The 23,654-nt window shown below is 43.5% G+C and carries 23 protein-coding genes and 1 pseudogene; 12 read left to right on the plus strand and 12 right to left on the minus strand.

From position 1 onward, the window contains the following. Positions 1 to 30 precede the first annotated feature (30 nt). The 3 genes from AC6H04_RS00890 to cobT all read left to right on the plus strand — a co-directional run bounded on the left by AC6H04_RS00890 (position 31) and on the right by cobT (position 3,868). Positions 31 to 1,212 carry a multidrug effflux MFS transporter gene (locus AC6H04_RS00890; protein WP_497569895.1) on the plus strand — a complete coding sequence of 394 codons (1,182 nt, stop codon included), beginning with the start codon at positions 31 to 33 and terminating at the stop codon, positions 1,210 to 1,212. 43 nt (positions 1,213 to 1,255) lie between these two features. After that, positions 1,256 to 2,584 carry a C1 family peptidase gene (locus tag AC6H04_RS00895; RefSeq protein WP_497569896.1) on the plus strand — a complete coding sequence of 443 codons (1,329 nt, stop codon included), beginning with the start codon at positions 1,256 to 1,258 and terminating at the stop codon, positions 2,582 to 2,584. Between the two features lie 240 nt (positions 2,585 to 2,824). Further along, positions 2,825 to 3,868 (plus strand): nicotinate-nucleotide--dimethylbenzimidazole phosphoribosyltransferase, encoded by a 1,044-nt coding sequence (gene cobT / locus AC6H04_RS00900; RefSeq protein WP_497569897.1) that lies wholly within the window; start codon positions 2,825 to 2,827, stop codon positions 3,866 to 3,868. A 297-nt stretch (positions 3,869 to 4,165) separates the two neighbouring features. On the opposite strand, the gene AC6H04_RS00905 is transcribed toward cobT, so the two are convergent. Both AC6H04_RS00905 and AC6H04_RS00910 read right to left on the minus strand, forming a co-directional pair. Beyond that, positions 4,166 to 5,443, minus strand: a complete 1,278-nt coding sequence (locus AC6H04_RS00905; protein ID WP_497569898.1) for a homoserine dehydrogenase — start codon at positions 5,441 to 5,443, stop codon at positions 4,166 to 4,168. 168 nt (positions 5,444 to 5,611) lie between these two features. Continuing rightward, complete coding sequence (locus AC6H04_RS00910; RefSeq protein ID WP_497569899.1) at positions 5,612 to 6,766, minus strand: D-alanyl-D-alanine carboxypeptidase family protein; 1,155 nt, start codon at positions 6,764 to 6,766, stop codon at positions 5,612 to 5,614. Positions 6,767 to 7,369: 603 nt separating this feature from the next. Here AC6H04_RS00910 and AC6H04_RS00915 point away from each other — a divergent pair. Then, positions 7,370 to 7,792: a GNAT family N-acetyltransferase gene (locus AC6H04_RS00915; RefSeq protein WP_497569900.1), complete on the plus strand. Its 423-nt coding sequence runs from the start codon at positions 7,370 to 7,372 to the stop codon at positions 7,790 to 7,792. Positions 7,793 to 8,019: 227 nt separating this feature from the next. Further along, entirely contained in the window at positions 8,020 to 9,051 is a 1,032-nt protein-coding gene (locus tag AC6H04_RS00920; protein ID WP_497569901.1) for a hypothetical protein, read from the plus strand. Positions 9,052 to 9,146: 95 nt separating this feature from the next. Here the strand turns inward: AC6H04_RS00920 and AC6H04_RS00925 are convergent, their stop codons facing one another. From AC6H04_RS00925 to AC6H04_RS00935, 3 genes are all read right to left on the minus strand, one after another. Then, entirely contained in the window at positions 9,147 to 9,455 is a 309-nt protein-coding gene (locus tag AC6H04_RS00925; protein ID WP_497569902.1) for a transposase, read from the minus strand. A 96-nt stretch (positions 9,456 to 9,551) separates the two neighbouring features. Further along, positions 9,552 to 10,385 carry a phage integrase N-terminal SAM-like domain-containing protein gene (locus AC6H04_RS00930; protein WP_497569903.1) on the minus strand — a complete coding sequence of 278 codons (834 nt, stop codon included), beginning with the start codon at positions 10,383 to 10,385 and terminating at the stop codon, positions 9,552 to 9,554. Between the two features lie 115 nt (positions 10,386 to 10,500). Beyond that, complete coding sequence (locus AC6H04_RS00935) at positions 10,501 to 11,052, minus strand: hypothetical protein (RefSeq protein ID WP_497569904.1); 552 nt, start codon at positions 11,050 to 11,052, stop codon at positions 10,501 to 10,503. 323 nt (positions 11,053 to 11,375) lie between these two features. On the opposite strand from AC6H04_RS00935, the gene AC6H04_RS00940 reads away from it, so the two are divergent. The 4 genes and pseudogenes from AC6H04_RS00940 (at position 11,376) to AC6H04_RS00955 (ending at position 14,053) form a co-directional block, all read left to right on the plus strand. Then, positions 11,376 to 11,849, plus strand: coding sequence for an AP2 domain-containing protein (locus AC6H04_RS00940; RefSeq protein WP_497569905.1), 474 nt, complete (start codon positions 11,376 to 11,378; stop codon positions 11,847 to 11,849). A gap of 112 nt (positions 11,850 to 11,961) precedes the next feature. Then, on the plus strand, positions 11,962 to 12,234 hold the full coding sequence (locus AC6H04_RS00945) for a hypothetical protein (protein ID WP_497569906.1): 273 nt from the start codon (positions 11,962 to 11,964) through the stop codon (positions 12,232 to 12,234). Beyond that, positions 12,221 to 12,805, plus strand: a pseudogene (locus tag AC6H04_RS00950) (DNA/RNA non-specific endonuclease); the annotation flags it as partial. The gene AC6H04_RS00945 and the pseudogene AC6H04_RS00950, both read left to right, overlap by 14 nt. A 141-nt stretch (positions 12,806 to 12,946) precedes the next feature. After that, the gene (locus AC6H04_RS00955; RefSeq protein WP_497569907.1) at positions 12,947 to 14,053 is read left to right on the plus strand and encodes a hypothetical protein; all 1,107 of its coding nucleotides are present in this window, start codon (positions 12,947 to 12,949) and stop codon (positions 14,051 to 14,053) included. 55 nt (positions 14,054 to 14,108) lie between these two features. Here AC6H04_RS00955 and AC6H04_RS00960 read toward each other — a convergent pair whose 3' ends face one another. Continuing rightward, complete coding sequence (locus AC6H04_RS00960; RefSeq protein ID WP_180245625.1) at positions 14,109 to 14,264, minus strand: hypothetical protein; 156 nt, start codon at positions 14,262 to 14,264, stop codon at positions 14,109 to 14,111. Positions 14,265 to 14,358: 94 nt separating this feature from the next. On the opposite strand from AC6H04_RS00960, the gene cls reads away from it, so the two are divergent. Together cls and AC6H04_RS00970 are read left to right on the plus strand one after the other, a co-directional pair. Next, positions 14,359 to 15,813 (plus strand): cardiolipin synthase, encoded by a 1,455-nt coding sequence (cls, locus tag AC6H04_RS00965; RefSeq protein WP_497569908.1) that lies wholly within the window; start codon positions 14,359 to 14,361, stop codon positions 15,811 to 15,813. Between the two features lie 808 nt (positions 15,814 to 16,621). Continuing rightward, positions 16,622 to 16,996 carry a pyridoxamine 5'-phosphate oxidase family protein gene (locus AC6H04_RS00970; RefSeq protein WP_497569909.1) on the plus strand — a complete coding sequence of 125 codons (375 nt, stop codon included), beginning with the start codon at positions 16,622 to 16,624 and terminating at the stop codon, positions 16,994 to 16,996. A 41-nt stretch (positions 16,997 to 17,037) separates the two neighbouring features. Here AC6H04_RS00970 and AC6H04_RS00975 read toward each other — a convergent pair whose 3' ends face one another. The 5 genes from AC6H04_RS00975 to AC6H04_RS00995 form a co-directional block, all read right to left on the minus strand. Next, positions 17,038 to 17,724: an ABC transporter ATP-binding protein gene (locus AC6H04_RS00975; protein ID WP_497569910.1), complete on the minus strand. Its 687-nt coding sequence runs from the start codon at positions 17,722 to 17,724 to the stop codon at positions 17,038 to 17,040. 4 nt (positions 17,725 to 17,728) lie between these two features. Further along, the gene (locus AC6H04_RS00980) at positions 17,729 to 18,784 is read right to left on the minus strand and encodes an ABC transporter permease (protein ID WP_497569911.1); all 1,056 of its coding nucleotides are present in this window, start codon (positions 18,782 to 18,784) and stop codon (positions 17,729 to 17,731) included. 155 nt (positions 18,785 to 18,939) lie between these two features. Then, positions 18,940 to 19,467 carry a QueT transporter family protein gene (locus AC6H04_RS00985; protein WP_497569912.1) on the minus strand — a complete coding sequence of 176 codons (528 nt, stop codon included), beginning with the start codon at positions 19,465 to 19,467 and terminating at the stop codon, positions 18,940 to 18,942. Positions 19,468 to 19,563: 96 nt separating this feature from the next. Next, a complete protein-coding gene (locus tag AC6H04_RS00990; protein ID WP_497569913.1) occupies positions 19,564 to 19,887 on the minus strand; it encodes a MazG nucleotide pyrophosphohydrolase domain-containing protein in 324 nt (107 codons plus the stop codon). Between the two features lie 88 nt (positions 19,888 to 19,975). Further along, positions 19,976 to 21,289 (minus strand): NCS2 family permease, encoded by a 1,314-nt coding sequence (locus AC6H04_RS00995; RefSeq protein ID WP_497569914.1) that lies wholly within the window; start codon positions 21,287 to 21,289, stop codon positions 19,976 to 19,978. Between the two features lie 207 nt (positions 21,290 to 21,496). Between AC6H04_RS00995 and AC6H04_RS01000 the strand changes: the two genes are divergently transcribed. Next, entirely contained in the window at positions 21,497 to 22,069 is a 573-nt protein-coding gene (locus AC6H04_RS01000; RefSeq protein WP_497569915.1) for an NAD(P)H-binding protein, read from the plus strand. Positions 22,070 to 22,220: 151 nt separating this feature from the next. Here AC6H04_RS01000 and brnQ read toward each other — a convergent pair whose 3' ends face one another. Further along, positions 22,221 to 23,591 carry a branched-chain amino acid transport system II carrier protein gene (brnQ, locus tag AC6H04_RS01005; protein ID WP_497569916.1) on the minus strand — a complete coding sequence of 457 codons (1,371 nt, stop codon included), beginning with the start codon at positions 23,589 to 23,591 and terminating at the stop codon, positions 22,221 to 22,223. Positions 23,592 to 23,654: the final 63 nt, after the last annotated feature.

The following is a 23,654-nucleotide window of genomic DNA, read 5'->3' on the forward strand; positions in this document are numbered from 1 at the left end:
GATGTCATTTAGAAGGGATGAACTAACAACATGTCTGAAAACCGTCACCGGCTTCGCTTTATTTTAATTTTGGGTACTTTAAGTGCTACGGGGCCATTGTCCATTGATTTATATTTACCTGCCTTACCGCAGATGATGCGACAGTTCCAGACGTCGGCATCGTTGATTCAATTAAGCTTAACGGCCTGTTTATTAGGCTTGGCGTTTGGTCAGCTGATTGCTGGACCGTTAAGTGATCATTATGGCCGCAAGAAGCCACTGTTGGCTGGCTTTTTAATTTTTGCCCTAGCGTCATTTCTGATTGCACTGACCCATTCCATCACCATGCTGATCGTGATGCGGTTTATTCAGGGATTAGCCGGTGCTAGTGGTCAAGTGCTCTCTAGGGCAGTGGCACGGGATCTATTTAGTGGTCATGCGCTAACTAATTTTTACGCCGTCTTGAATGCTGTTAACGGTGTCTTCCCAATCATTGCACCCATTATCGGTGGCTACATGATTCAATTTGTACCGTGGCAAGCGATTTTCGTTCTCCTTGGTGCCATTGGGTTGGCGCTTTCTGGACTCATCGTGGTTGGCATTCCTGAAACGTTAACACCAGACAAGCGTTTAACGGGACCAATCTTTGCGACTTTTAAATCCTTTGGGAATTTAGTTAAGCTGCCAGGATTTATGCGAAATATTATGATTACCGGATTAATTTACGGCTGTTTATTTAGTTATATTTCAGCCTCAACCTTTATTTACCAGCAGCTCTTCCATCTGTCTGCCCAAACTTTCAGTCTGATTTATGCCATGAACGGTCTGGGAATCGTCATCGGCAGTGGTTTGCCAAGTCGCATTAATCACGTGTCTGAAGTACGGCAAATGAAAATTGGCATGGTGATCGTACTGGTGGACAGTTTAGCATTGCTAGCTGGGTCATGGTTACGATTCCCGCTGATTGCGGTTGCGGTATTGCTGTGGTGCTTAGTGCTATTTATCGGGATGTTGCTCACCTTGACCACGTCCATTATTATGAATCAAACACCGCAAAATGCCGGGAGTGCCTCAGCATTGGTGGGATTGTCACAAAATGCATTTGGTGGTATCTCATCGCCCTTAGTTGGGTTATTCGGTACAGCCAGTTACGCGCCCATGGCCGGGTTAGTGTTGATCTACAGTTTAGGAGCGTTAGGCCTTTCTTACCATCGCCGAATGCATGCTCGTTAAAAAAGCAGTAGAATAAATCTATTTATTAGAGGGGTTGAATTGAATGACCAAATCGAAGCCATCAGAATTAACAACAGATGATTTTAAACAGTATCATGAAGAATTAATGCAGCGACCAGATGCAGCCGTCATCAGTCGTGCTGTGATGACTAACGGCATCAACGCTGCGGCCACTGATCCGCAAGCTAAGGTGCGACTTCACCGGGAATTTTCCGTTGAACTTGAAACGGGCACCGTGACTAATCAAAAACAAAGCGGCCGTTGCTGGGAGTTTTCATTACTGAATACGTTACGACACAAGTTTGAACAGACTCACCACGTGAAAAACTTTGAACTATCGCAAAACTACCTGTTCTTCTGGGATAAAGTTGAGCGGGCAAATATGTTTTACCAGCAGATGATCGCCACTGCTGATAAGGGTCCTAACGATCGCGAAGTCGCCTTTTACCTGAAGATGGCGGGTGGCGATGGGGGTCAATGGCCAATGGCAGCAGCCTTAGTGGAAAAATATGGGGTGATGCCTGCCTATGCCATGCCAGAAACCTACAATACCGACCACACCAATGCTTTTGCGTCGACTTTAGCACTTAAAATGAAGCGGGATGCGGTGATTTTACGTAACCTCGTTCGTGATGGCGCCAGCGCGGATCAGTTAGATGAAAAACGACGTCAAATGGTGGGTGAAGTTTACCGAATGGCGGCTTATTCCTTCGGTGAACCACCAGCAACTTTCAATCTCGAATACCGTGACAACGATAAAAAGTGGCACCGCCAAGCTGATTTAACGCCAACAGCCTTTTTTCAGCAAGAATTTGACGTTGATTTGGAAGATTATGTCGTCGTCACTAATTCACCTGATAAGCCGTTAAACGAACTTTATCGTTTAGCCAGCCAGGAAAACGTGGCTGGTGGCAAGCAGATTCAGTTCTTGAACGTGGATATGGCGGTTTTGAAGAAGACCGCCATTGCGCAACTACAGGATGGCGAAACGGTTTGGTTTGGCAACGACGTACTGCAGCAGATGAGTCGTGAACAAGGTTTCTTAGACGCTAAACTCTACCGGCGTGCGGAACTATTTGGCATCGATTTATCCATGAGCAAAGCACAGCGGTTTGCCTACCATGAAGCTGAGGTGACCCATGCCATGACCTTGACGGGTGTTAATCTGGTAGATGGGCAGCCTAACCGTTGGAAGGTCGAAAATTCCTGGGGTGAAAAGAATGGCGAAAAGGGCTACTTTGTGATGACGGATGACTGGATGGATCAATTTGTCTACGAAGTCGTTGTGCACAAAAAGTACCTCACGGATGAGCAACGGGCGATTTTGGCTCATGAGCCAGTTGAATTAGCGCCATGGGATCCGTTGATGTAAGGTGAAATTGAATTTAAAAGAGGATAAGTCTCAATGATTAAAAACAGCGTCTCAAGAAATCTAATCTAGATTTCCTGAAGCGCTGTTTTTTCTACCAATATTTCAAAATAACACTATCTTCCACCCACTTTTTTGATAATTGCGCCATTATTATTGTTGTCTTTATGACCATTGATTGTAATCGCTTTCAGTCGGGAGTAGGCTAAATTTAAATTGTAAATCTTGAATGGAGGCACCGTCATGTTTAATGTTAGACCAACACTATCGCCTATTTCTGAAGCAAAACGTCACGCTATGAAGGTTAAACTGGATGGGCTTGCCAAACCCACCGGCGGACTTGGCAGACTTGAGACCTTGATGATCACCCTCGCCGGCATTCAGCAAACTACCGAACCCCACACAGCAAAAAGATGCGTACTGGTCTTTGCGGGTGATCACGGTGTTGAACGTGCCGGTGTTTCCGCAACACCGCGAAAGGTCACCTGGGAACAATCCATTAACACCCTTGAAGGGCACACAACCGTCGCTTCTCTTGCGATAGCGAATCACTGTGACGTCAAAGTCATCGATGTGGGTGTTGACCACGACCTTAGTGGCACTGGTGTCATCGATAAAAAAGTTAACTGGGGAACTAAGAATCTTGCTGAGGAGCCGGCAATGACCCGTGATGAAGCCATTCAGTGCCTTCAAGCCGGTTATGACGTTGCCTTAGATACCATTAACGAAGGCAATGACTTGTTGCTTATTGGTGAATTAGGGGTCGGTAACACGACCCCGGCATCTGCCATTATCAGCGTTTTACTGGGCGTCCCAGCTGCTGACGTTGTTGGTCGCGGTTCAGTGATTTCCAGTGAGCGAATGGCTCACAAAACCAAGGTGGTGGAAAAGGCTATCGCTGACTGGCAGCCCGATCCAGCTGACCCAATTGATGTTTTGAGTAAGGTGGGTGGTTTTGAAATAGGGGCTAAAGCTGGTGCCATACTTTGTGCGGCTGAACATGGTGTCCCGTTGATCTTAGATGGTTTCTTATCCTATGCCGGTGCCGTTATTGCGGAGAAACTTGATCCCGGTGTGAAGGACCACTTGATTGCCTCACATCTCTCTCGAGAATTTGGTTCTAAATGTGCGCTGGATTGGCTAGGATTAACGCCGATGTTAGACCTCCAAATGGCGGTGGGCGAAGGTAGTGGTGCTGTTTTGGCACTCAGTCTGATTGATGCCATGCAATCCGTATTGACGCACATGAATACTTTAGCCGATATCGACGTGCGCTTTAAACCGTAAATGTTATCGATATGGTAGATCCTGGAATCTAAAAACAAACGTTGTATCATCAGTTGATGCTAGTAAGTGTCAGTATTTAAACTAGTTTCTTGACCGAAACATCGCCTAAAATTTATTTTAGTTCACTACTTAAATCTAGCCTTAACTGGTTCCACAACTCAGATTCCGGCCATATAACACCCCAAAACGGCATTCCGATGTTTCTTGTCGGGATGCCGTTTTGGGGTGTTATATTCTGGAGTCTACCGAGTTGTGTCACACATTCCACTCTTTAAACGCTTATTTTCACACGCTATTTTACAAGACCTTATAAGCCGCCAGCAGTGACATGGTGTTGACTTTGCTTAAGTGAGTCTTCAAATCGTTTAATTGTGCTTTTGACATTTCATGGGTAATGATGACCACTCGTGCAGTCTGATCATCGTTTTTAGTTTGAACGATCTGACTGAAACTAGCGCCGATCTGGGTCATAATTTGCGTGAATTTCAACATTTGACCCGGGGCATCAAGCATCTTGAGTGACAGGTAGTAGGGATAAATAACGTTTTTAGGGTCAACTTTACCAACTTGACTTTGATAATTGTTAAAGCCATTACCGGTAGTGCCCAGGACGATGTTTTTAGTCACGGAAACAATGTCACTTAACACGCTGTTGGCAGTTGGTAAGCCACCGGCACCAGGGCCATAGAACAGGGTTTCACCAACGGCTTTACCAGTAACCATGACAGCGTTGTTTTCGTTGTTGATAGTGGCCAGCGGATGATCCTGAGGAACCAGTACAGGACCCACTTCGGCGAAAACACCATCATCAATTCGACGTGAGATTCCCAGTAGCTTGATAGTATAGCCAAAAGCATCGGCCTGCTGGACGTCTTTTTGTTGAATGGTTGAAATGCCTTCTACGGACATATTGGATATCTTAATGTGAGTACCATAGGAGAATTGACTGAGAATCACCATCTTGTAGGCAGCATCGATACCTTCCACATCATTGGTTGGGTCAGATTCTGCAAAACCCAGCTCTTGAGCTTTCATCAGTGCCTGATCATACGACCAGTGATTCCGTTGCATCTGGGTCAGAATGAAGTTAGTAGTACCGTTGACGATACCTTTAACTTCCGTGATGTAATCGGCTGCGAAACTGGTGACGATGGTTCTCAAAATCGGAATACCACCGGCAACGCTGGCTTCATACATCAAATCACAGTGATTTTGTTTTGCGATGACTGCCAGTTCTTCACCAGCGGAGGCAATTAAATCCTTATTAGCCGTTACCACGTGCTTCTTAGCGTTTAACAAGGAAGTGATGATTTCCTTGGCCGGATGAACGCCACCCATGACTTCAACCACAATTTTGATTTCTGGGTCGTCTACGATGGTATTCAGGTCATCAGTAACAGTGACGCCTTCTGGCACTTCGCTTTGATGTTTAGCAACGTTTCTAACGACCACGGTTTTAATGCTAAGGTTTCGACCGGTGATATTTTGAACCTTATGGGAATTTTCAGTAATCATTTTGAGGACGCTGCTGCCAACGGTCCCTAGGCCAACAAGGCCAATTTTAATTTCATCCATTTGTCGGGCTCCTTGTCTGATTCTATATTTGTCTAGTATAGCAAATAATATGAGAACTTTGTGAAAATTAAAGATGAATTCTCATATAACTAGGAAAATGCAGGTAAAAAAACTCACCTAAACTGATCAGTCTAGGTGAGTTAAGGTATTGTTCGCTTAGTGAAAAGATTAGAAAATTTGTGAAAAAGCTTTGCCGATACCAGCGAAAAGGCGACTAAACCAGTTAGTACCAGTAGCATTACCCTGTTTAGCGACTGGTTTAGCCACCGTTTCAGCAGCCGTCCCATTTTGGTTAGTGACGTTTGGTAACCCCGTATGGTTAAAACTGATGGTTGTGAGTGGCTGTCCCTTTTTCACGGGTAATTTGGTTGTAGTTAACTTGTTAGTGACGTTAATCTTGTTTGGATCTTGGCCAATACGGTACCACACCCGCGTTTGTTTTTCGGCGGGGTTAACCGTTACCTTGTGGCCTTGAATGTCATACGTTTTAGCTGTTTCGGTGACGGGTTTACTGCGCACCGTTTTATCCAAATGCGTAATTAGACCGTTCATCGCAGAGAAGGTACTCTGACTGCCAATGATCGTTGCGATGAGTTCCCGCCCGTTGCGCCAGTAGGTTATTGTTAAACACAGACCTGCCGTTTCAGTATAGCCGGTTTTCAGACCGGTTAAATGGTTGCTGGCACGGTAATAGTAGCCTGGTTTTAACATGGAATTAGCGTTGACCAGAGTTTGACCATCCAGCTTATAAGTTGCCTTATTGCTCCACTGGTTAATTTGCGGGTACGCTTTAATCAAATGCTGTGCCACGATACTAATGGCCTTAGCGCTAACCATGTTTTGTGCCTTGTCAGAAGTACCTGATAGCTGATAGCCGTAATGCTTCAAATCAGTATTATCCAGACCAGAACTGCTGATAAAATTGGCATCGATTCCCCAGGCTTTGGCTTGATGATTCATCATGCTAATAAACTTGGTATTATCGCCACCGGTAACTGCTTTGCCAAGTGCAATGGCTGCTGAGTTAGAAGAGGCAATTAATGCTGCCTGATACAATTCTTTGACGGTATATTGGTTCGAGTGCTTAATTTTAAATGTACCTAAGGCGTAACTTTTGCTCATTTTGATCAGTTGATTATCAACCGGCACTTTATCATTCCAGTTGAGTTGATGATGCTTGATGGCTTGAGTTGTCAGGTAAAGGGTCATCATTTTGGATAGACTGGCAATTGGTAATTGTCTATCGGCGTGATTTTCATATAGTGTCTGACCACTTTTTGCATCCATGACATAAGCTGATTTGACCTTCGTATAATCAGACATCCGGGTGTCCTTTTTACTCTTTGCGAAGCTAGGGCTAGCTGGTGTAAACACCAGTAGCATACAAATAAGTGCAATCAGAAAATTTGAAGTGCGCTTTTTATTGTAAGTATTTAAAATGACAGTGACACCTCCGTTACACAAAACTGAAACTAGTATAGCAGAAAACACCCATCAAAAGAGTCAAAGAAAAGGTTAAATTATAACGAGAATGGGTTGAAGGGCTCAAATGACTGGAAATATTCATATCATATTATTACTATAATATATATATTATTGATTATCATTTGCCACAAAAAACGACCGTCTATTGGGGCGGTCGTCTCTTGAGAATATTCTTTTTAACCATTGTTATGGCTATAAAGAGAATATAGATTGGTTATTAGGTTATTTGGTATGAGGTTACTATAATCCCAAATAACCGGATTTTCAACCGTTTTAAGGAGATTTTTTGGCTTTATTATGATGATAAACTAAGTATATAATTTATAATTAATGAAAATTATAAATTGGAACAAATGATTCAGTTAGTAATTTTTCCACTTCGCTCGAATAAATAATGCTATAATTTTTTCTGAAGTGAACGATAAGGGGGCAGACACTTAAGTGAAAGTTAGACCAATGAAGCCAAGTGATCGCCAAGCAGTCGCGGAAATTTATTTACGTGACCGTCAGCTGTATTTTCCGTGGGTAGCGCATCCTGACATTACGGATTTTAACCATGATTCGCGGGGCGAAGCGGTTTTCGTAGCAGAAATCGATGGACAAGTTGCTGGTTTTGTCAGTCTCTTACCCGTAATGGATTTTATCCATCTGCTGTTTGTATCGCCGGAGTTTCGGCATCAAGGGGTTGGTCATGCGCTAATTCAGCGGATGCGGCAAGAAGCTATCGGTAATTTAACCTTGAAGTGTGTGATTGATAATGAGGCTGCGCTAAACTTCTATGCTCATGAGGGATTTAAGATTAGGCGGGAGGACCGAATTGCGGTTCCAGCTAACTACACGTTAATTGACTCAGCTCAACAGTAATAACAGATAACCTGATCATTTATTGACGATGATCGGGTTATTTATTGTTTAAATGAGCTTATAAGAGGGGTTCTTATTATTTGTTGAAATGAATTAACCCGTGGACCTATTATTAAAGTAGTTTTAAAAGGGAGAGTTAGAGGATTTTGAAACGGTTTATTTTGTTCATTATAAGTTTTGTTTTGTGTTTGGTTTGGGGTCAGCCCACCAAGGTAGGGGCATCAAGCGTGCATTACCAGCATTCGTCAGCCTTAATTTATCACCCATCTCAAGTGCGTACCGTTAACGATTCAAGTGTACATTTCATCAATGCGCCAGGCAGATACACCCACATGAGAGCTTCTAACAAAGTCAATTGGGTTAAGTCAGTATCTGGTCATCATGGGGCTTTTAAGACGCGCCTGTTATTACCTTACCCTGGTAAAGGTACTGAGCACTGGGGAAATCCGCAAGCTATTGCTATGTCAAAAAATAATCTGATGTATATTGTGTATTGTCCCACTACTTTGCGAAACAGAGGGCGCATTGTACAGTATGATTTAAAACGTTTAGAGCAGTTAGGCGTTTATAAGAACCCGCAAATTTTACGGACGGTGTATGTTAAACATCACGGTAAGTATTCTAAGCGCCAACGAAAACTGCAACAAGCCATTAAAATCGGGCCGCTGTTTGATACCGGTCATGGTCAGACGCTGGCGATTAATCCAAGGGATAACGGCCTATATATGTGGCGTGATAATCGGAAGCGAGACAATAATGACAGTCAGACCACTACTCGTTCATATTTGCAGCATATTAATGCTCAGTCTTTGAAACCAGATCGAGTGATTAGTTTTTACCTACGTGCTCATGGAAAAACGTTTTACGGTGGCGGCACCCAAACTTTTGATCAGTATGGCAACACTTATTTCTGGTGTTTAAACGGCTCAGAAGCTGAGATTTACAAAGGGAGAATATCGGGTCATTCCGTTAAATTCCGACGAACCGATCAAACGCTGAAGCGGGCACCCGGAACGCACGTCCAAAGTATGGGATATAATGCGAAACGCGGCCGGCTATATTTGGTGGCCGATGATTCCATTGTTAGTTTTCCAGCTAAACAGTTGAACGGTCGCGGGTCGTTAACTAAGCATTCTTTTGAATGGTCGAGACTGGTACCTAGACGTGAGATGGAGGGATTGACCTTTGATGTATCAGGTCATGCATACCTACTGGCTAATCACAATCCAGAGGTTCTTCGATCGACATCTGTTTACTAAATAAGGCGATATAATCTGTATGGTAAAGATTAAACAGCGACTGATTCCCACGTGAGGAAATCAGTCGCTGTTTAGATTGATTTACATTTAAGTAATCACAGTTGTCTCGGTGACGGTGATTCAAAATTACGGTAATTGCCGTCATGTTTTGAGTGATGACGATGGTGACCATGGCCGTGAGAATGATCATTTTGAAGTTGCAGTGCTAACTGCTTCGTTTTTTCACGTTCGATTTGGAGCTTCTTCTTATAGATGTTAGTTTTAACATGACCATGAATTAACAGTGCCAGCGGAATCATTTGAATTGCTAGACCAGCAGGAATCAACCAGGGGTTTTCTTTTACAAATTCAGCCCGCTGATTAGCGAGTTTTGCTAAATCAATAGTAACCGTTTTCTTTGCCATAAAAACCACACTCCTTTGCCCCTAATCATACCGTAAAGTTTGTCTAAATGCAGTGGGAAGGATTGAAAAATAGGGTGTTTTTATGCTGATGATGGGTTATCCGCGATATTGCATGGCTAACTGTCGATAATAAGTCAGTGACTGAGGATCAAGACGGAGTTTTTGCCCCAGTTGCTGGTCGGTTAAACTGGGATGTTGCAACAGAAAATCGATGACAGCACTTTGATATAAGCGAGTGGGCGTCAGTGAGAAGCCTAATAGCTTTTCATCGGGTTTTAAATACTTGTGAAGACCGGCAGCCGTGAGATGCGGATCACCGTCCAATCGTTGTTTTAAAAATAAGTCCGAACTGTGCTGACGCTCCTGCAGCGGTTGAATGAATTGCTGATAGACTTGCCAAAATGTCCGTTCATTTGCATTGAAATCACGGGTATTTAACTGCTGATAAAATCCTGGCGTTAAGAATTCTGAGATGGTGTAGTAACGGCTAGACAGCAACAACGTTAGGCGGGTATAAACTGCTAGTTGCTGATTGGCTAAAATGGTTGGCATGAGGTGCAGCCATTTAGTGGTTGGTGCTTTGAGATCATCGTGTGATTTTCCTTTTAGCGTTAAAGTGGGGTAATGTGCGATCAAGTCATGGGTAAAAAGGTATTTAAAGTAAATGTTGATGTGTGACAGCATTTTATTGTAAGTACCGTTAGTGACTTGGCGTTGATTCACCAGCATAGCGAGGTACTGTTCGACATCTCGGTCTAGCAACGTCGCCACGCGGTGATCGGCCTGGTAGCCGGCGTTGAAATTGCTTAGAAAGTTAAACAAGTCAGTTAGCACTGAACGGTATTCCGCAATGGTTGGCTGCGCAAGTTCTCGTTGATGAAGATAGCGTTCGAAAGTTTCTTGGTATGGATAAGCATTGGCGTGTGACAAACGACTTGCCCCCTTTTATAATATCAGATCTTATTATCCATTATACGTTAAAACCTGCGCTATGACGGCATATTTGCCATAGCGCAGGTTTTATGATTACTGAGATTTAATTCATTTAATTGGCTTCAACAAAGACAATGTTAGTTTTGTCCATATCAACGTCGCGTACAGCGTGATAGCCGCTAAGGTGCAACTTAGTAGCCTTATTCGTTCCCTTGGTGGTATCTTTGACCGTTACGGTTTGGGTCATATCAATACCAGATAACTTACCCGCTAACTTGATCACGGTTTGGTTCTGCTTATTCTTAGTGAAAGTGTACTTAACGGTACCTTCCTTGTTGAGAGCTTTAGCTTTTTTAGCCGCACTATAAGATTTGTAGAACTTATCGACATTATACAGCGTTGCCTTACCCGTCTTCTTATCAAAGGCAAGAGCTTCAACGCCGGAGTTACTCTTATGGTTGATTTTACCGGCTAAGTACCAGAAGCCGTCCCCTGATAAAACGGTTGATTTAACGTCAGTGTGTTTAGTAGTGGCTGGTTCGTTTTTAAAACTAGCCTGTTCGTGTGACTTATTCGAAGCTGACTGATTACCGCAAGCCGTTAGAAAAATGGCTGAAACGGCAATTAAACTCAGTAGCATGACCTTTATTCGGGATGTTTTCATTACTAATCACCTCATTATTATGTGAATCGAGTATAGCAGTGAGAGTCGTGGGAAAGCAAGTGTTTGGGGTAAAGTTAAGCATTTTCAAAGAAATGTGATTGATTAAGAGCGATTAAACCGCTACACAAGCTATAATACGTGAAAGCCTTACCAATTTTTTTAAAAAATCATGAAAAAATGAGAAACACAGGATTTGCAACCTATTGTATAATATGGGCATGAACTGGGGGATATTCGATCTATAGGAGTAATTGATGGTTAATACTATTAATCATTTTTGGCATTTATCACGGGGTTAGTTAAAGTAAAAGGAGGGTTCTCGAATGAGTCATTGTATTGATTTAACACATCAAAGATTTGGCCGTCTAGTTGTCGAGAAGCGTGCAAAAACTGTTGCACGAAACGGTAACGTTTGTTGGCAATGTCAATGTGATTGCGGCAAACGGGTGGTTGTTGAAGGTTATGCACTTAGAAAGGGAATTACTCGAAGCTGCGGTTGCCTGAGACGAGAAGTTTCGCGTCGAAATGCTCGCCATAATGAACAGTTTATTGGTGCACAGGGTGGAGCACTAGTGGATGAACATGGTATTGGCTATTCGTCATTAATTCGTTCCAAACGAAATCATACGGGCGTGATCGGGGTTTCATTTGATAAGAAAACCGGAACTTATATTGCACGTTTAATGTACCACGGCCGCTACGTGTTAAACCGCTCGACCCAGTCCTTTGACGAGGCAGTTGAGTTGCGCCGCCAAGCAGAACAGCAGTACTTTAACGTAAAAGAAATGAATGATTGATTAAACGCTCACCGTGTTGCTCGAGGATGAGCGCTTTTAATTGTCAACTAGACCGAACGTATGTTTATTGGTAAACTGGTAATTAATAAACATTTAGGGGGAAGTCTAACAGATGCCAAGACGTCGACGTAAACGCAATAGTAATTCGTTTTTTACCTGGCTAGTCATTGCGGTGGCGATCATTGCCGGTATTTCAGCTACAGGGGATAGTAATCAGTCAAAATCAAACACCGCAAGCTCGGTGAGCAGCCAAACAACCTTACAGAAAAAAGCTAGTTCGGTGATTAACACTTTTAAAGGACACCAAAATAATCGGACAACGACTCAGCCAGATACCCAGGGGCAGACTAAAGCTAATGGCACGGCACCAATTAGCAGCACTTAATTATCAAGGTCAGCAGGTCGTCAAGGTCAACAACGATGTACCGACATTCACTAAGCAGGATTTGAGCACGGCTAAGGGACCATGGCAGGTTTATCATCAGCTGGACGAGTACAACCGGGTAACGGGCGCCGATGCGTTATTGTCGAAGTCACTCATGCCACACGCCCAGCGGGAACCGTTGTACGTGGATCCTACAGGCTGGCATAACAAGCGATTTACATATCAGGGGAAGACAGACTGGCTTTATAACCGGAGCCATTTGATTGGCTACCAGTTCACGGGGCAGAATAATAACGCCAAAAATCTTATGACAGGAACGCGATCACTCAACTCGCCTGGCATGGAAAATTACGAAACTGAGATAGCAACCTACCTTAAGCTCAGCCCAACAAATTACGTTAGGTATCGGGTGACGCCGGTGTTTCGAAATAAGGAACTGTTAGCACGAGGGGTTCAAATGCAGGCGCAATCCATTGGCAATAATACGATTCGGTTTAACGTTTATATTTTTAATGTTCAGCCAGGTGCCAAGCTTGATTACGCAACTGGACGTTCAACGGTATCGCAGTGATTAAAACTTGTGATAGAACGAATGATTTAATGAATGATATTGAAAAGTTTTGGAGATTTTATTGAGCAAAGAAAGCATTTTGTCTTATTATAAAAGCATATGTTTTAAATTTTGCTTAGTTTGTTTTGGGGAGGAGATATCGTGAAACGTTTTATTTTAGGGGTAATCAGTTTTGCTGCTTGCTTAATGTTGGGCCAATCCATTGGCGCGAACGCTTCTATTAAAGTATATAAGCAGCGATCAACAGCGTTAATTAACCATCCATCACGCATGCGCGTACTTAATAACTCAAAAGTGAACTACATCAAAGCACCAAAAAGTTTTACACATATGCAACGGACGAATCATGTCAATGAGATGAGGTCGTACAGCGGTAAGGGGGTTACTTTTAAGACCCGCTTCTTACTACCATATCCAGGTAAAGACAAACAGCCTTGGGGTAATCCCCAATCAATCGCGATTTCTAAAAGTGGCTATATGTATATCGTTTATTGCCCAACGAATTTAAATAACGAGGGCCGGATTGTTCGATATGATATGAAACGCTTAGTACAATTAGGGGTCGAAAAAGATCCAAAGTTATTACAATCGACTTACGTTAAGCATCATGGTCAGTATTCCGAGAAACAAAAGGAGATTCAGAAGGCGATTAAAGTTGGCGGTCTGTTTGATACCGGTCACGGACAATCATTGGCTTATAACTTGAAGAGTCACGCACTATATATGTGGCGCGATAACGAAACGAAATCGGGTGCACCTACTTCAACTGGTGGCTACATTCAGCATATTAGTGCCAGTTCACTGAAACCCGATCGTGCCATCAGCTTCCGTTTGGTTTCACATGGGTTCATTCACGGCGGCCACACCTTAACGTTTGATAAATATGGAAATGCCTATTTCTGGAGTAATCCGGGTAATGGCGTGAACGTTTATAAGGGACGAATTTCTGCCCATCACGTTATTTTTAGAAGAACTGATCAAGTCTTTAAGCACTTGCCAGGGACGCATATTCAAAGTATGGGTTACAACGAGAAACGCGGTCGGCTGTATTTAGTTGCGGATGATTCAGTGGCCAGTTTCCCAGCGAAAAAGTTAAACGGGCACGGCTCGTTAACTAACAGTTCGTTTGAGTGGTCTGGGTTAACACCAAAGCGTGAAACTGAAGGACTGACCTTCGACTCAACGGGTCACGGCTATCTACTATGCAATCATGATCCAGAAGTGTTATTGTCGACGACGGTCTATTAATAATTTAAAAGGGTGACTATTCGTAATTTTTGCGAATAAGTCACCCTTTTAGATTTCAACGTCTATTATTATAACGATAGATACCATAGAGAATAATAGCGAGTAAGAAGCCAAAACCAATCACTGGGTTTTCGCGAAACAGCCAGTGAAAGATTCGGATGGTACCGACGCCATGAATACCGTATATTGCGGGAACGATTGTAGTAAGCATGTGAAACTTCAACTTCCTTTCTCGGAGCTCAATGATGCGTGTGCTATAATTTTCCCCATAGTATCACAATTAGAATGCTAAGAGGGAGAATTGTATGGATATTACCATGACAATGATTGGTGAAGGTGTTTATCTCATCAATGTTATTTTAGCAATTATCATTATTTTTAGGCAACGTCGAGATATTGCTGCTATTTGGGCGTGGCTGTTGGTGCTTTTTTTGCTACCAGTGATTGGCTTTGTCATCTATGCGTTTCTTGGCCGCCAGTTACCTAAAAATAAACTGTTTAAAGTCAAAAGTGATGTTCAGCTTCAACTAGATGAATTGTTGGCTCAGCAGCGTCAGGAGTTGGGAACGGAAAACTTACCGGCTGATTTAGTGTCTGATTCGGTGAAGTCGTTAGTTAAGATGTTTCAGACGGCAAACCACGCCTTTTTGGCTCGGAAGAACCGGGTTCGTATTATTGCGGATGGCAAGCAGCTATTTCACGAAATGATTGAGGATATTGAACGGGCTAAAAGCAGCGTTCACATTGAATTTTACGCTTTTAAAAATGATCAAATCGGTAAGCAAATTCGTGATTTATTGGTTCGCAAAGCCTTGGCGGGTGTTGAAGTGCGCGTGATCTATGATCCATTTGGCTCCTTAGGGGCCTTTCGTTCCTTCTTCAAATCACTAATTGACGCCGGGGGCTACGTTGAGCCGTTTCTAGCCCGTTCAGCAATCATGGATTTTCGGTTGAACTTTCGTGATCACCGGAAAATTGTGGTGGTGGATGGCAGAGTTGGTTACGTTGGCGGTTTTAATATCGGTGATCAGTATCTAGGGCGTAGTAAAAAGTTTGGCTACTGGCGAGATACGCATTTACGAATTACGGGTTCGGCCGTTTTTGGCTTGCAGGGTCGATTTATTCTGGACTGGAATGCCACAGCCTCGGAGGGGTTACTACCAGCTGACCACATTGAGACGCGTTATTTTCCGTTAACACGTGTGAAGGGCGATACTAACATGCAAATCGTTAGCAGCGGTCCTGATTCAGATTTGCAGCAAATTAAAATGGGCTACATTCGATTAATTCAATCTGCGAAGAAGCGGGTGTGGATTCAATCGCCGTACCTGATTCCAGACGATAGTGTGATGGACGCTATTCGAATCGCTGTAATGGCTGGCGTTGATGTCAGAATCATGATTCCGCAGATGCCGGATCATCCCTTTGTTTACCGAGCGACACAGTATTATGCCCATGAACTAGCCAAAGATGGTGTGAAGATTTACTATTACGAAAATGGCTTCATCCACTCGAAGACCATGGTGGTGGACGACCGGTTGGCTTCGGTTGGTTCAGCTAATATGGACTATCGGAGCTTTAAACTGAACTTTGAAGTGAATGCGTTTTTGTACGACGAAAAACTAGCGGTTCAGTTAGCCGAATTGTTTGAAGAAGATCAGCGTTTAAGTCGTTTAATGACAGCTGAGGCGTTTGATAATCAGTCACTATATTTACGATTTAAGCAGAGTTTTTGCCGGCTATTATCGCCAATTTTATAGGGTGATTTTGAGCTAAAAAAGCCAAACAAATTTCTTGTAATCGGTTACAAAATGGGTTATTATATCCTTGGAAGGTTAGATAAGACCAATTAGTTTTGTAAGTAGTATCGTTGCTGTGAAGCAACAAAGATTCGACGTTTAGTGATACTAGACCAATCGAGTTGATAGTAGAATCAAATGGGTAATAGACTGTTTCCTTGTTAGGCTGCTAAAATGAGAATTGAGGCATCGAATAACAGGAGATGGAATCGGTATTCGATGGTAACCCTCGAGCCGACAAGAGTGCGAACCCCAACGGTTAAGATCCAAGATTTACCATTTGTTGGTCGATAACCTTCTACAGGTACGAAAGGGTCGTGAAGTTTGCGACCGGTTTAGATACAGGAGCCGTTTCCCTGATAACGATTATTGGGGGGCGGCTTTTTTTAGTACAGAGTGTGGAGGTAAGCGATTAGATAGCGGAGTGTAAGGGCCACCCCAGCATAAATCCATGGGCCTGGGATTTGTGCTGGGGTGGCCCTTACATGCAGCTGTCTGCTTACCGGAACACGTTTCAGGAATGTAGAAGGGAACTTGGGATTTGTGCTGGGTGGCCTTACATGCAGCTGTCTGCTTGCGTGAACACGTTTCGACTATGTAAAAGGAAAGAACCCATGGGCCTCGGGTTTGTGACAGGATTACCTTACATGCAGCTGTCTGCCTGCCGGAACACGTTTCAGCAATGTAGAATCCAAAACGTGTCTGAATTGACATCACACTCAATCTAATATATTATCGGAATAAGACATAATATAAAGAAGGAATAATCATGTTAACCGAGAAATTTCACGATGTATTAACCCATGAAGGTGTCGTTTCCGTTGTCACTTGGACCCCAGCGGAACCGCACATTACGAATACTTGGAATTCATATTTGACCGTTACGGATGATGAACGGATTTTAGTCCCAGCGGCAGGTTTTACTCATGCTGAAGGTGATTTAGCTCAAAATGATCAAGTGTTATTCACGGTGGGTGCTCGAGAAGTTGAGGGCCGCGATGGTTATCAAGGAACTGGTTTCCGGTTAACTGGGACGGCACGCTTTGTTGAAGAGGGTCAAGAATTCGATGACGTCAAAGCAAAGTATCCATTTATTCGTAAAGTGCTAGAAATTACACCAAAGTCAATTAAACAGTTACTGTAATTAAGAAGGCTCACACTGAATTTCGGTGTGGGCCTTTTAAATTAGTTGCGATTTAGTTCTTGTTTCGATAAGACACCGTCCCTGATTTCGTACAACTGATCCGCAAATGCCATCAACCGTGAGTCATGGGTCACAATTACCACGGCTTTGTTGTGTTCGGTGGCTAGATTTTTAAACAGCTCACCAACAATCTTCACTCGGGGACTATCAAGTGCTGCAGTTGGTTCATCCGCTAAAATAATGGTTGGGTTTGGATACAGTGCCCGCGCAATTGCCACCCGCTGTTGCTGACCGCTGGATAGTTCGCCCGGATATTTATGAAGCAGACTTTGGATGCCTAGCGCTTGCAGTACTTCATCTAGCTGAGCCCGAGACAAGTTGCCTTTTGGTTTCACCTTATCTACCAAGGTAAACTGATCGGCCACTGTCAGGTAAGGTAATAAATGGTATTGCTGCAATACAAACCCGATTTCATCCAAGCGTAAAGCATCACGTTGCCTTTTTGATCGATGATTATAATCCACACCATTAATGGTTACCGTGCCGCTAGTTGGGGTCAGCAAACCGCCCACAATGGTTAATAGGGTGGTTTTGCCAGAGCCAGATGGGCCCATGATCAAACTCAAAGTGCCGGATTCAGCCTCAAAGTTAACATCGTGTAAGACATGGACTTTAGCGGTCCCAGTCCCAAAGATTTGATTTACATTTTTAACGGCGAATGAACTCATGCTGTTAACCTCCAATCACTGAAACGGGATCGACTTTGAGGACGGTTCTGACTGGTATAAGACTGCCAATCAACGCCATGATCAAGATTCCTAGGCCAACGGCTGCCAACATTGGGATATCAAACGCCATTGGGACTTGTGCTGGAATGACGAAACCAGTGATCACGGTTAGGATGGTACCAATAACTAAGCCGCTCGCAACCAGTATCAGCGATTGGCTGATCGTTGCGCTGACCAGTACCCGGCTTGGAATACCTTGAGCACGCAGAACAGCGTAATTTGGTAGTTTTTGCATGGTGAGGATGTAGAGAAAAACGGCAATGATGATCAATGAAATAATCATTAAGAAACTGATCATGAGGGCGAAGGTTAAAATTTGTGCTTGATAACCAGGCAGCTTATTGATAATTTGCTGACGGGTGTAGGTCTTGGTTCCTGATTGAGACGCCTTGTACTGGCTGTTTTTGGATGCTACTACACTGGTAACCGGACCCATGGCGATGCCTCGAAGCGTGCGCCAGGTGCTCAGCTGACCGTAAAGCACTGGTGTGACGTTTAGTTTGGCTCTCTTAGTAAAACCAACAATGGTAAATTTACTTTTATCATCGGCTAATTTGAACTTGTCGCCTAATTGATACCCCTTTAATTTGAACGAGTCATCCGCCACAACCTCGTGAGAACGTTTGACCCAACGACCAGAGTCGAGTTTGATGTTTTTAGCAATAAATTGATTGGCTTTAAGCCCCACAAAGAAAGCCGACTGTTGCTTGTGTCCCTTGGCTTCGGCCACAACGGGTGTTTCACCAAGGTAAGCTTCATCTTTCGTTAGTGTGCCAACCTGTTTTTTTGTTAAAAGTGACTGCCGCATATCGACATTTGCAGTAGAACTGAGGGTAATCTTTTCAACGCCCCAAGAGTTGATGGCGTCAGTATTTTCTCGGGCTAAGCCGATTGCTAAACTGGTTAGAATGAAAATCAGATAACTGATGAGGACAATCATGACAATAATTAGCCACGATCTGAACTTTTCTTTTTTGATTTCTTTCAACGCTAGAAACATAGGCCAACTCCCCTTAATGTATGGTTACGGTTATTATTGACGTAACCATAAAGCAATTTGGATTGAGTCGCAACTGAGAAAACTTATGATTTTTCAAATGCAAAAAAATACCCGCTCACCACTATGTTTAATAGTGATCAGCGGGTATTGATGAATTAATCAAACAGTTTATTTAAATCGATTCGCAGACTCATCAAGACTAACAAGATGGCGCCAATGGTCAGTGAGATAAATTCCCCAATGGCAATGGTACCCCAGTTGATCCAGAAAGTTGGCCAAAAGGCAGCGTTGCCTAACCAGGCCAGTTCCAATGCGATGGTAAACATTGAAAAGGTCACAATCAAGACGCCAGCGACTAATTTGCCGTAGAAATTCGAAATGTGCTTCGCCACATAATAAAGTACCAGCATGGTAACAAAAGTTGATAAACTGCCCCAGATAATGTCGACGATGCCATATGGTGAAGCCAGATTGGCAATGGCAACGCCAAGTGGAACGGCGATCACATAGCGCTTGTTATAAATGGCCAATAGATTAAGCATCTCTGCCAGTCTTACCTGGACAGGTCCAAAACTAAAGGCTGCCAAGACCGTCGTGATAACGACATAGAGTGCAGCGATGACAGCGACCCGGGCAATATCTGCCACTGAGTCAATGCCGAAGTGTGTTGTCTTAGAATTCATCGTAAATTCTTCCTCCGTTTTGAGATATTTAAATGAGTGCTGCATACAGATATACAACAGTGGTATACATTACCGTACTTGAGCCCAAATTTCAAGTTAGGCTTCTGAATTGAACCGCTTTTTTAGCTTGTTTTCACCGTACTGGAAAACTTCGGCTGGGTCTAAATCGTATTTACTGCAGAGAATCAGCGTCTGGTCAAAGACGTCACATAATTCTTCTTTGAGATGGTCGCGCAACTCCTGTGCAGTGGCTTTATGTTCCCCAGGGTGGTCACGGCCTAGTTCAATGGTACGGACGACTTGTGTCAATTCGCCCATTTCCTCAGTTAAGAAGTTCATCCGAATCAGGGGATTGAACCGGTACCAGTTACGCTCTTCATAAAATTGTTTGATCCACGCTTGGTGTTCTTGGATAGTCACAAATATTGCCTCATTTCTCAGAGAATTTAAAACGGCGTTCCCACTAAAGGAAACCGCCGTTTTATTTGCATAATTGAATTGTACCACATTAGCCAGCTTGCAAGATCCACAGGAAGATGACGAAGACAACGGCTAAACCGTACATAATTGGGCTAACTTCCTTACCACGTTTAGCAGCAATCATTGATAGTGGATAAGTGATGAAACCTAAAGCAATCCCATCTGAAATACTGTAAGTCAGTGGCATACCAACCAAGATTAAGAAGGCAGGAGCCGCAATTTCGAATTTTTCCCAGTGAATGTTCTTTAAAGATTGTGCCATTAATGTCCCAACGATGATTAAAGCGGGAGCGGTCACTTGGCTAGTAATGACGGTCAGCAGTGGGGAGAAGAATGAACCTAATAGGAACAATACCCCGACGACCACAGCGGTAAACCCGGAGCGACCACCAACGGCAATCCCAGCTGAGGATTCAACGAAGGCACCCATTGGTGAAGTCCCCAACAGTGAACCCACAACCATTGTAGTAGAATCAGCTGTCAAAGCCCGACCAATACGTGGAATCTTGTTGTCCTTAACGATGCCGGCTTGTTCAGTCAAACCAACCAACGTCCCGGTAGTGTCAAAGAAGGTCACCAGTAAGAAGGTCAAAACGACCACGGCTAACTGCAAGGTGTTGATGTGGCCCACGTTCATCAGTGCCACCCCAAAAGTGGAATGAATACTTGGTACACCAGACACCCATTGAGATGGTGCATGAATTAAACCGGTTGATAAACCAACGATAACGTTGATGACCATCCCGATGAAAATAGCACCTGGCACTCTAGCACTCATTAAAATAATGGTGAGGAGTAAGCCGATAATGGTTAACCAAGTTGAGCCGACGTGTAATGAACCCAAACCAATCATTGTTGATTTGTTGGCAGTAACTAAGCCACCATCACTCAAACCGATGAAGGCGATGAATAAACCAATCCCGGCACTGATGGCCATTTTCAGATCACGAGGAATGGCGTCAACCACCATTTCCCGAATCTTAAAGGCAGTTAAAATCATAAATAAGATAGAAGCCACAAACACACCAGCCAAAGCTGTTTGCCAAGGAATCTTCATCCCTAAGACAACGGTGTATGAGAAGAAGGCGTTGATCCCTAAACTCGCTGAAATAGCGATGGGGTATTTAGCAACGATCCCCATTAAGAAACAGCCAAAGGCACTGGCCAATGCGGTTGCGGTGAAGACAGCACCCTTGTCCATGCCAGAAACCCCTAAAACGTTGGGGTTAACAAACAAAATGTAGACCATTGAAATGAATGTGGTTAAACCTGCTAGGAATTCCTTCTTATACGATGTCCCTAACTCATCGAACTGAAAGTATGACGCAATTTTTTGACCCATAAGAATTAACTCCCTTTATCTAAAATAATAGCCGTAATGTTCGTGTTTCGTAAATAAAAACCAGATATTATCGTAACATTAATTTATAGCATTTGCAATATACGAATAATAATTATTTAAAAAACCGAATGTTCGGAAATGAAGAGAGAAAATAATCGAAAAATAGTGTAAAGTGAATATCGACATGAACGAAACGAGGTTAGAAGAATGACGAAGTGTTTAATTTTGGGGATTGATCAACCAGTCGCACGATTAGTGGCTAGGCAACTGAATGATGTGGCAGTAGTTGGCTTTTCCGAAGTAGACGAAACTGCTGATTTTTATGGTGATGCACGCAAAGCAGCCACTTATGTGGAAGCAATTAAGGGCGTGGATGTCATCTATTCCGACTTTATTGGGATGGATGTGGATTGGAAGCTGGAGGCCGTGTTTACGGCATTACGGCAACAACATCAATCTGTGAGAACCGTGATGCGTTCGGTTGCGGGCATTGATCAAGAAGTCGATGGCACGCTCACTTATCCTGGAATCACCGATGTTAAAGAATTCCTCAAACAGCAACGTTATGGCATTAAAATCGTGGATGAAGCCGAGATGCCGTATACCGTTTTGCGACCGATAATTGATGATCAAACTGGCGATAGTGAGGCTCAGCTTATTAATGAAGGAAAGTCAGTACCCATTAAGCCAATCACTGGTGCAGCGTTTGCGCAGGTAGTAGTCGATGAGATTCAAAACGGCACGCATGTTAATCAGTCAATAGCGGTAGTTAGTAAGTAATGATAAATCTAAAATGACCTCCTAGTTCAGCTGTATGAGCTAAACAAGAGGTCATTTTTATATGTGTGTTTGGAGGAACTGAAACTATGTGGTTAATATGTGTGTTTTGAAAGTCTGATATTATGTGGTCTATTAATAGGAAATAAACAGTTTATTTTTTCTCAAGACTAGCAGATGGCTGTAAGTTAAAGAGCTTGGTAATTGCCCAGCTACCCAAGATACCGATCAGCATGAATGGGAAGAAGTCCAACCCCTGATTGAACAGCGGGATGAAGTTGCCAGCCCAAGCATTGATGGCTTTGAATAGGCCCATGTTAGCGAAGAATGGTGGCAAAGTGTGAAAGGCATCTAGGAAGGCTGGGATAAAGGTCAAGATGATCGTCGTCTTGTAGATGAACGTATTCTTGCCGATGAATGGGTGTAATAGACCCAAGAAGATTAGAGACATTGCTAATGGGTAGATGAAGCTAAGTAGTGGTGTGGAGTAAGTGATGATTTGATCCAAACCGAAGTTAGCGATGATGAAGGCACCAATGGAACTGAAAGTCAGGAAGAAGTGGTAGCCAAGTTTTGGAAAACGGTGGCCCCAGTCTTCTGAAAGGGCGGCCATCAAGCCAATGCATGAAGTGATGCAAGCAAGGAAGGTAACGGCACCAAGGATGGCGATACCAATCATGCCGGTGTAGTGGGCCATGATAGCGGAGAAAGCAGTCCCACCATCAGCACTTAACTTGAGGTAACTTAAACTAGAAGCACCAAGGGCAATCAAGAAGATATAGATGATAGCTTCAAGCCCCATGCTGATAGCCCCAACTTTAGCAACGGCCTTAGAACGGGCACCAGTATCGTTCATACCAAAGTACTTAAGCGCGGTAATGATCGTAACACCAAAACCTAATCCGGCAAGAGCGTCCATGGTGTTGTAACCTTGTAGGAACCCGTTGATCAGGTTGCTGCCGGCACCAGAGCCAGCTGGGAGAATTGAGATTTGACGGATGTCACCTTTGATGATGAAAGCCATGAAGAAGATGAAAGCTAAGAGAGCAATTAAGATTGGGTTGAGTAATTTACCAACGTAATCAGTGATCTTGGATTGGTTCCAAGAAAGTAAGAGTGAAATGCCGAAGAACAGGAATGAGAAGATCAGTAGTCCCATTTGATCCCAAGCCTTTGGCAAGAATGGTTGAATCCCAATGGCGAAAGTAGTGGTGGCTGTCCGTGGTGAAGCAACCAAAATCCCTAAAGTGGCGTGAATCATGATCAGGAAGAAGAGCGCGAATCCTTTACCGGCTGGTCTTGCGAGGTCATAAGCGCTACTGCTGCGAGTTAAACTAATGGCGAGAATCGATAATAACGGTAATAAAATAGCAGTTAACAGAAATCCGATAGCGGAAGGTCCCCAGTTGCCAGCGGCTAGCTGACCTAGATGAATCGGGAAGATCAAGTTCCCAGCACCGAAGAAGAGACCGAATAGCAGTGAACCTAATATAATATATTGACGTTTCGTGAGTGATGTTTTCATATATAAAACCTCCTGTGAATTTGGTGAAACAACGGGGTAATAAAAAACGCCCCTAGCTTATAA

This window comes from Secundilactobacillus sp. MJ173 (assembly GCF_059704265.1).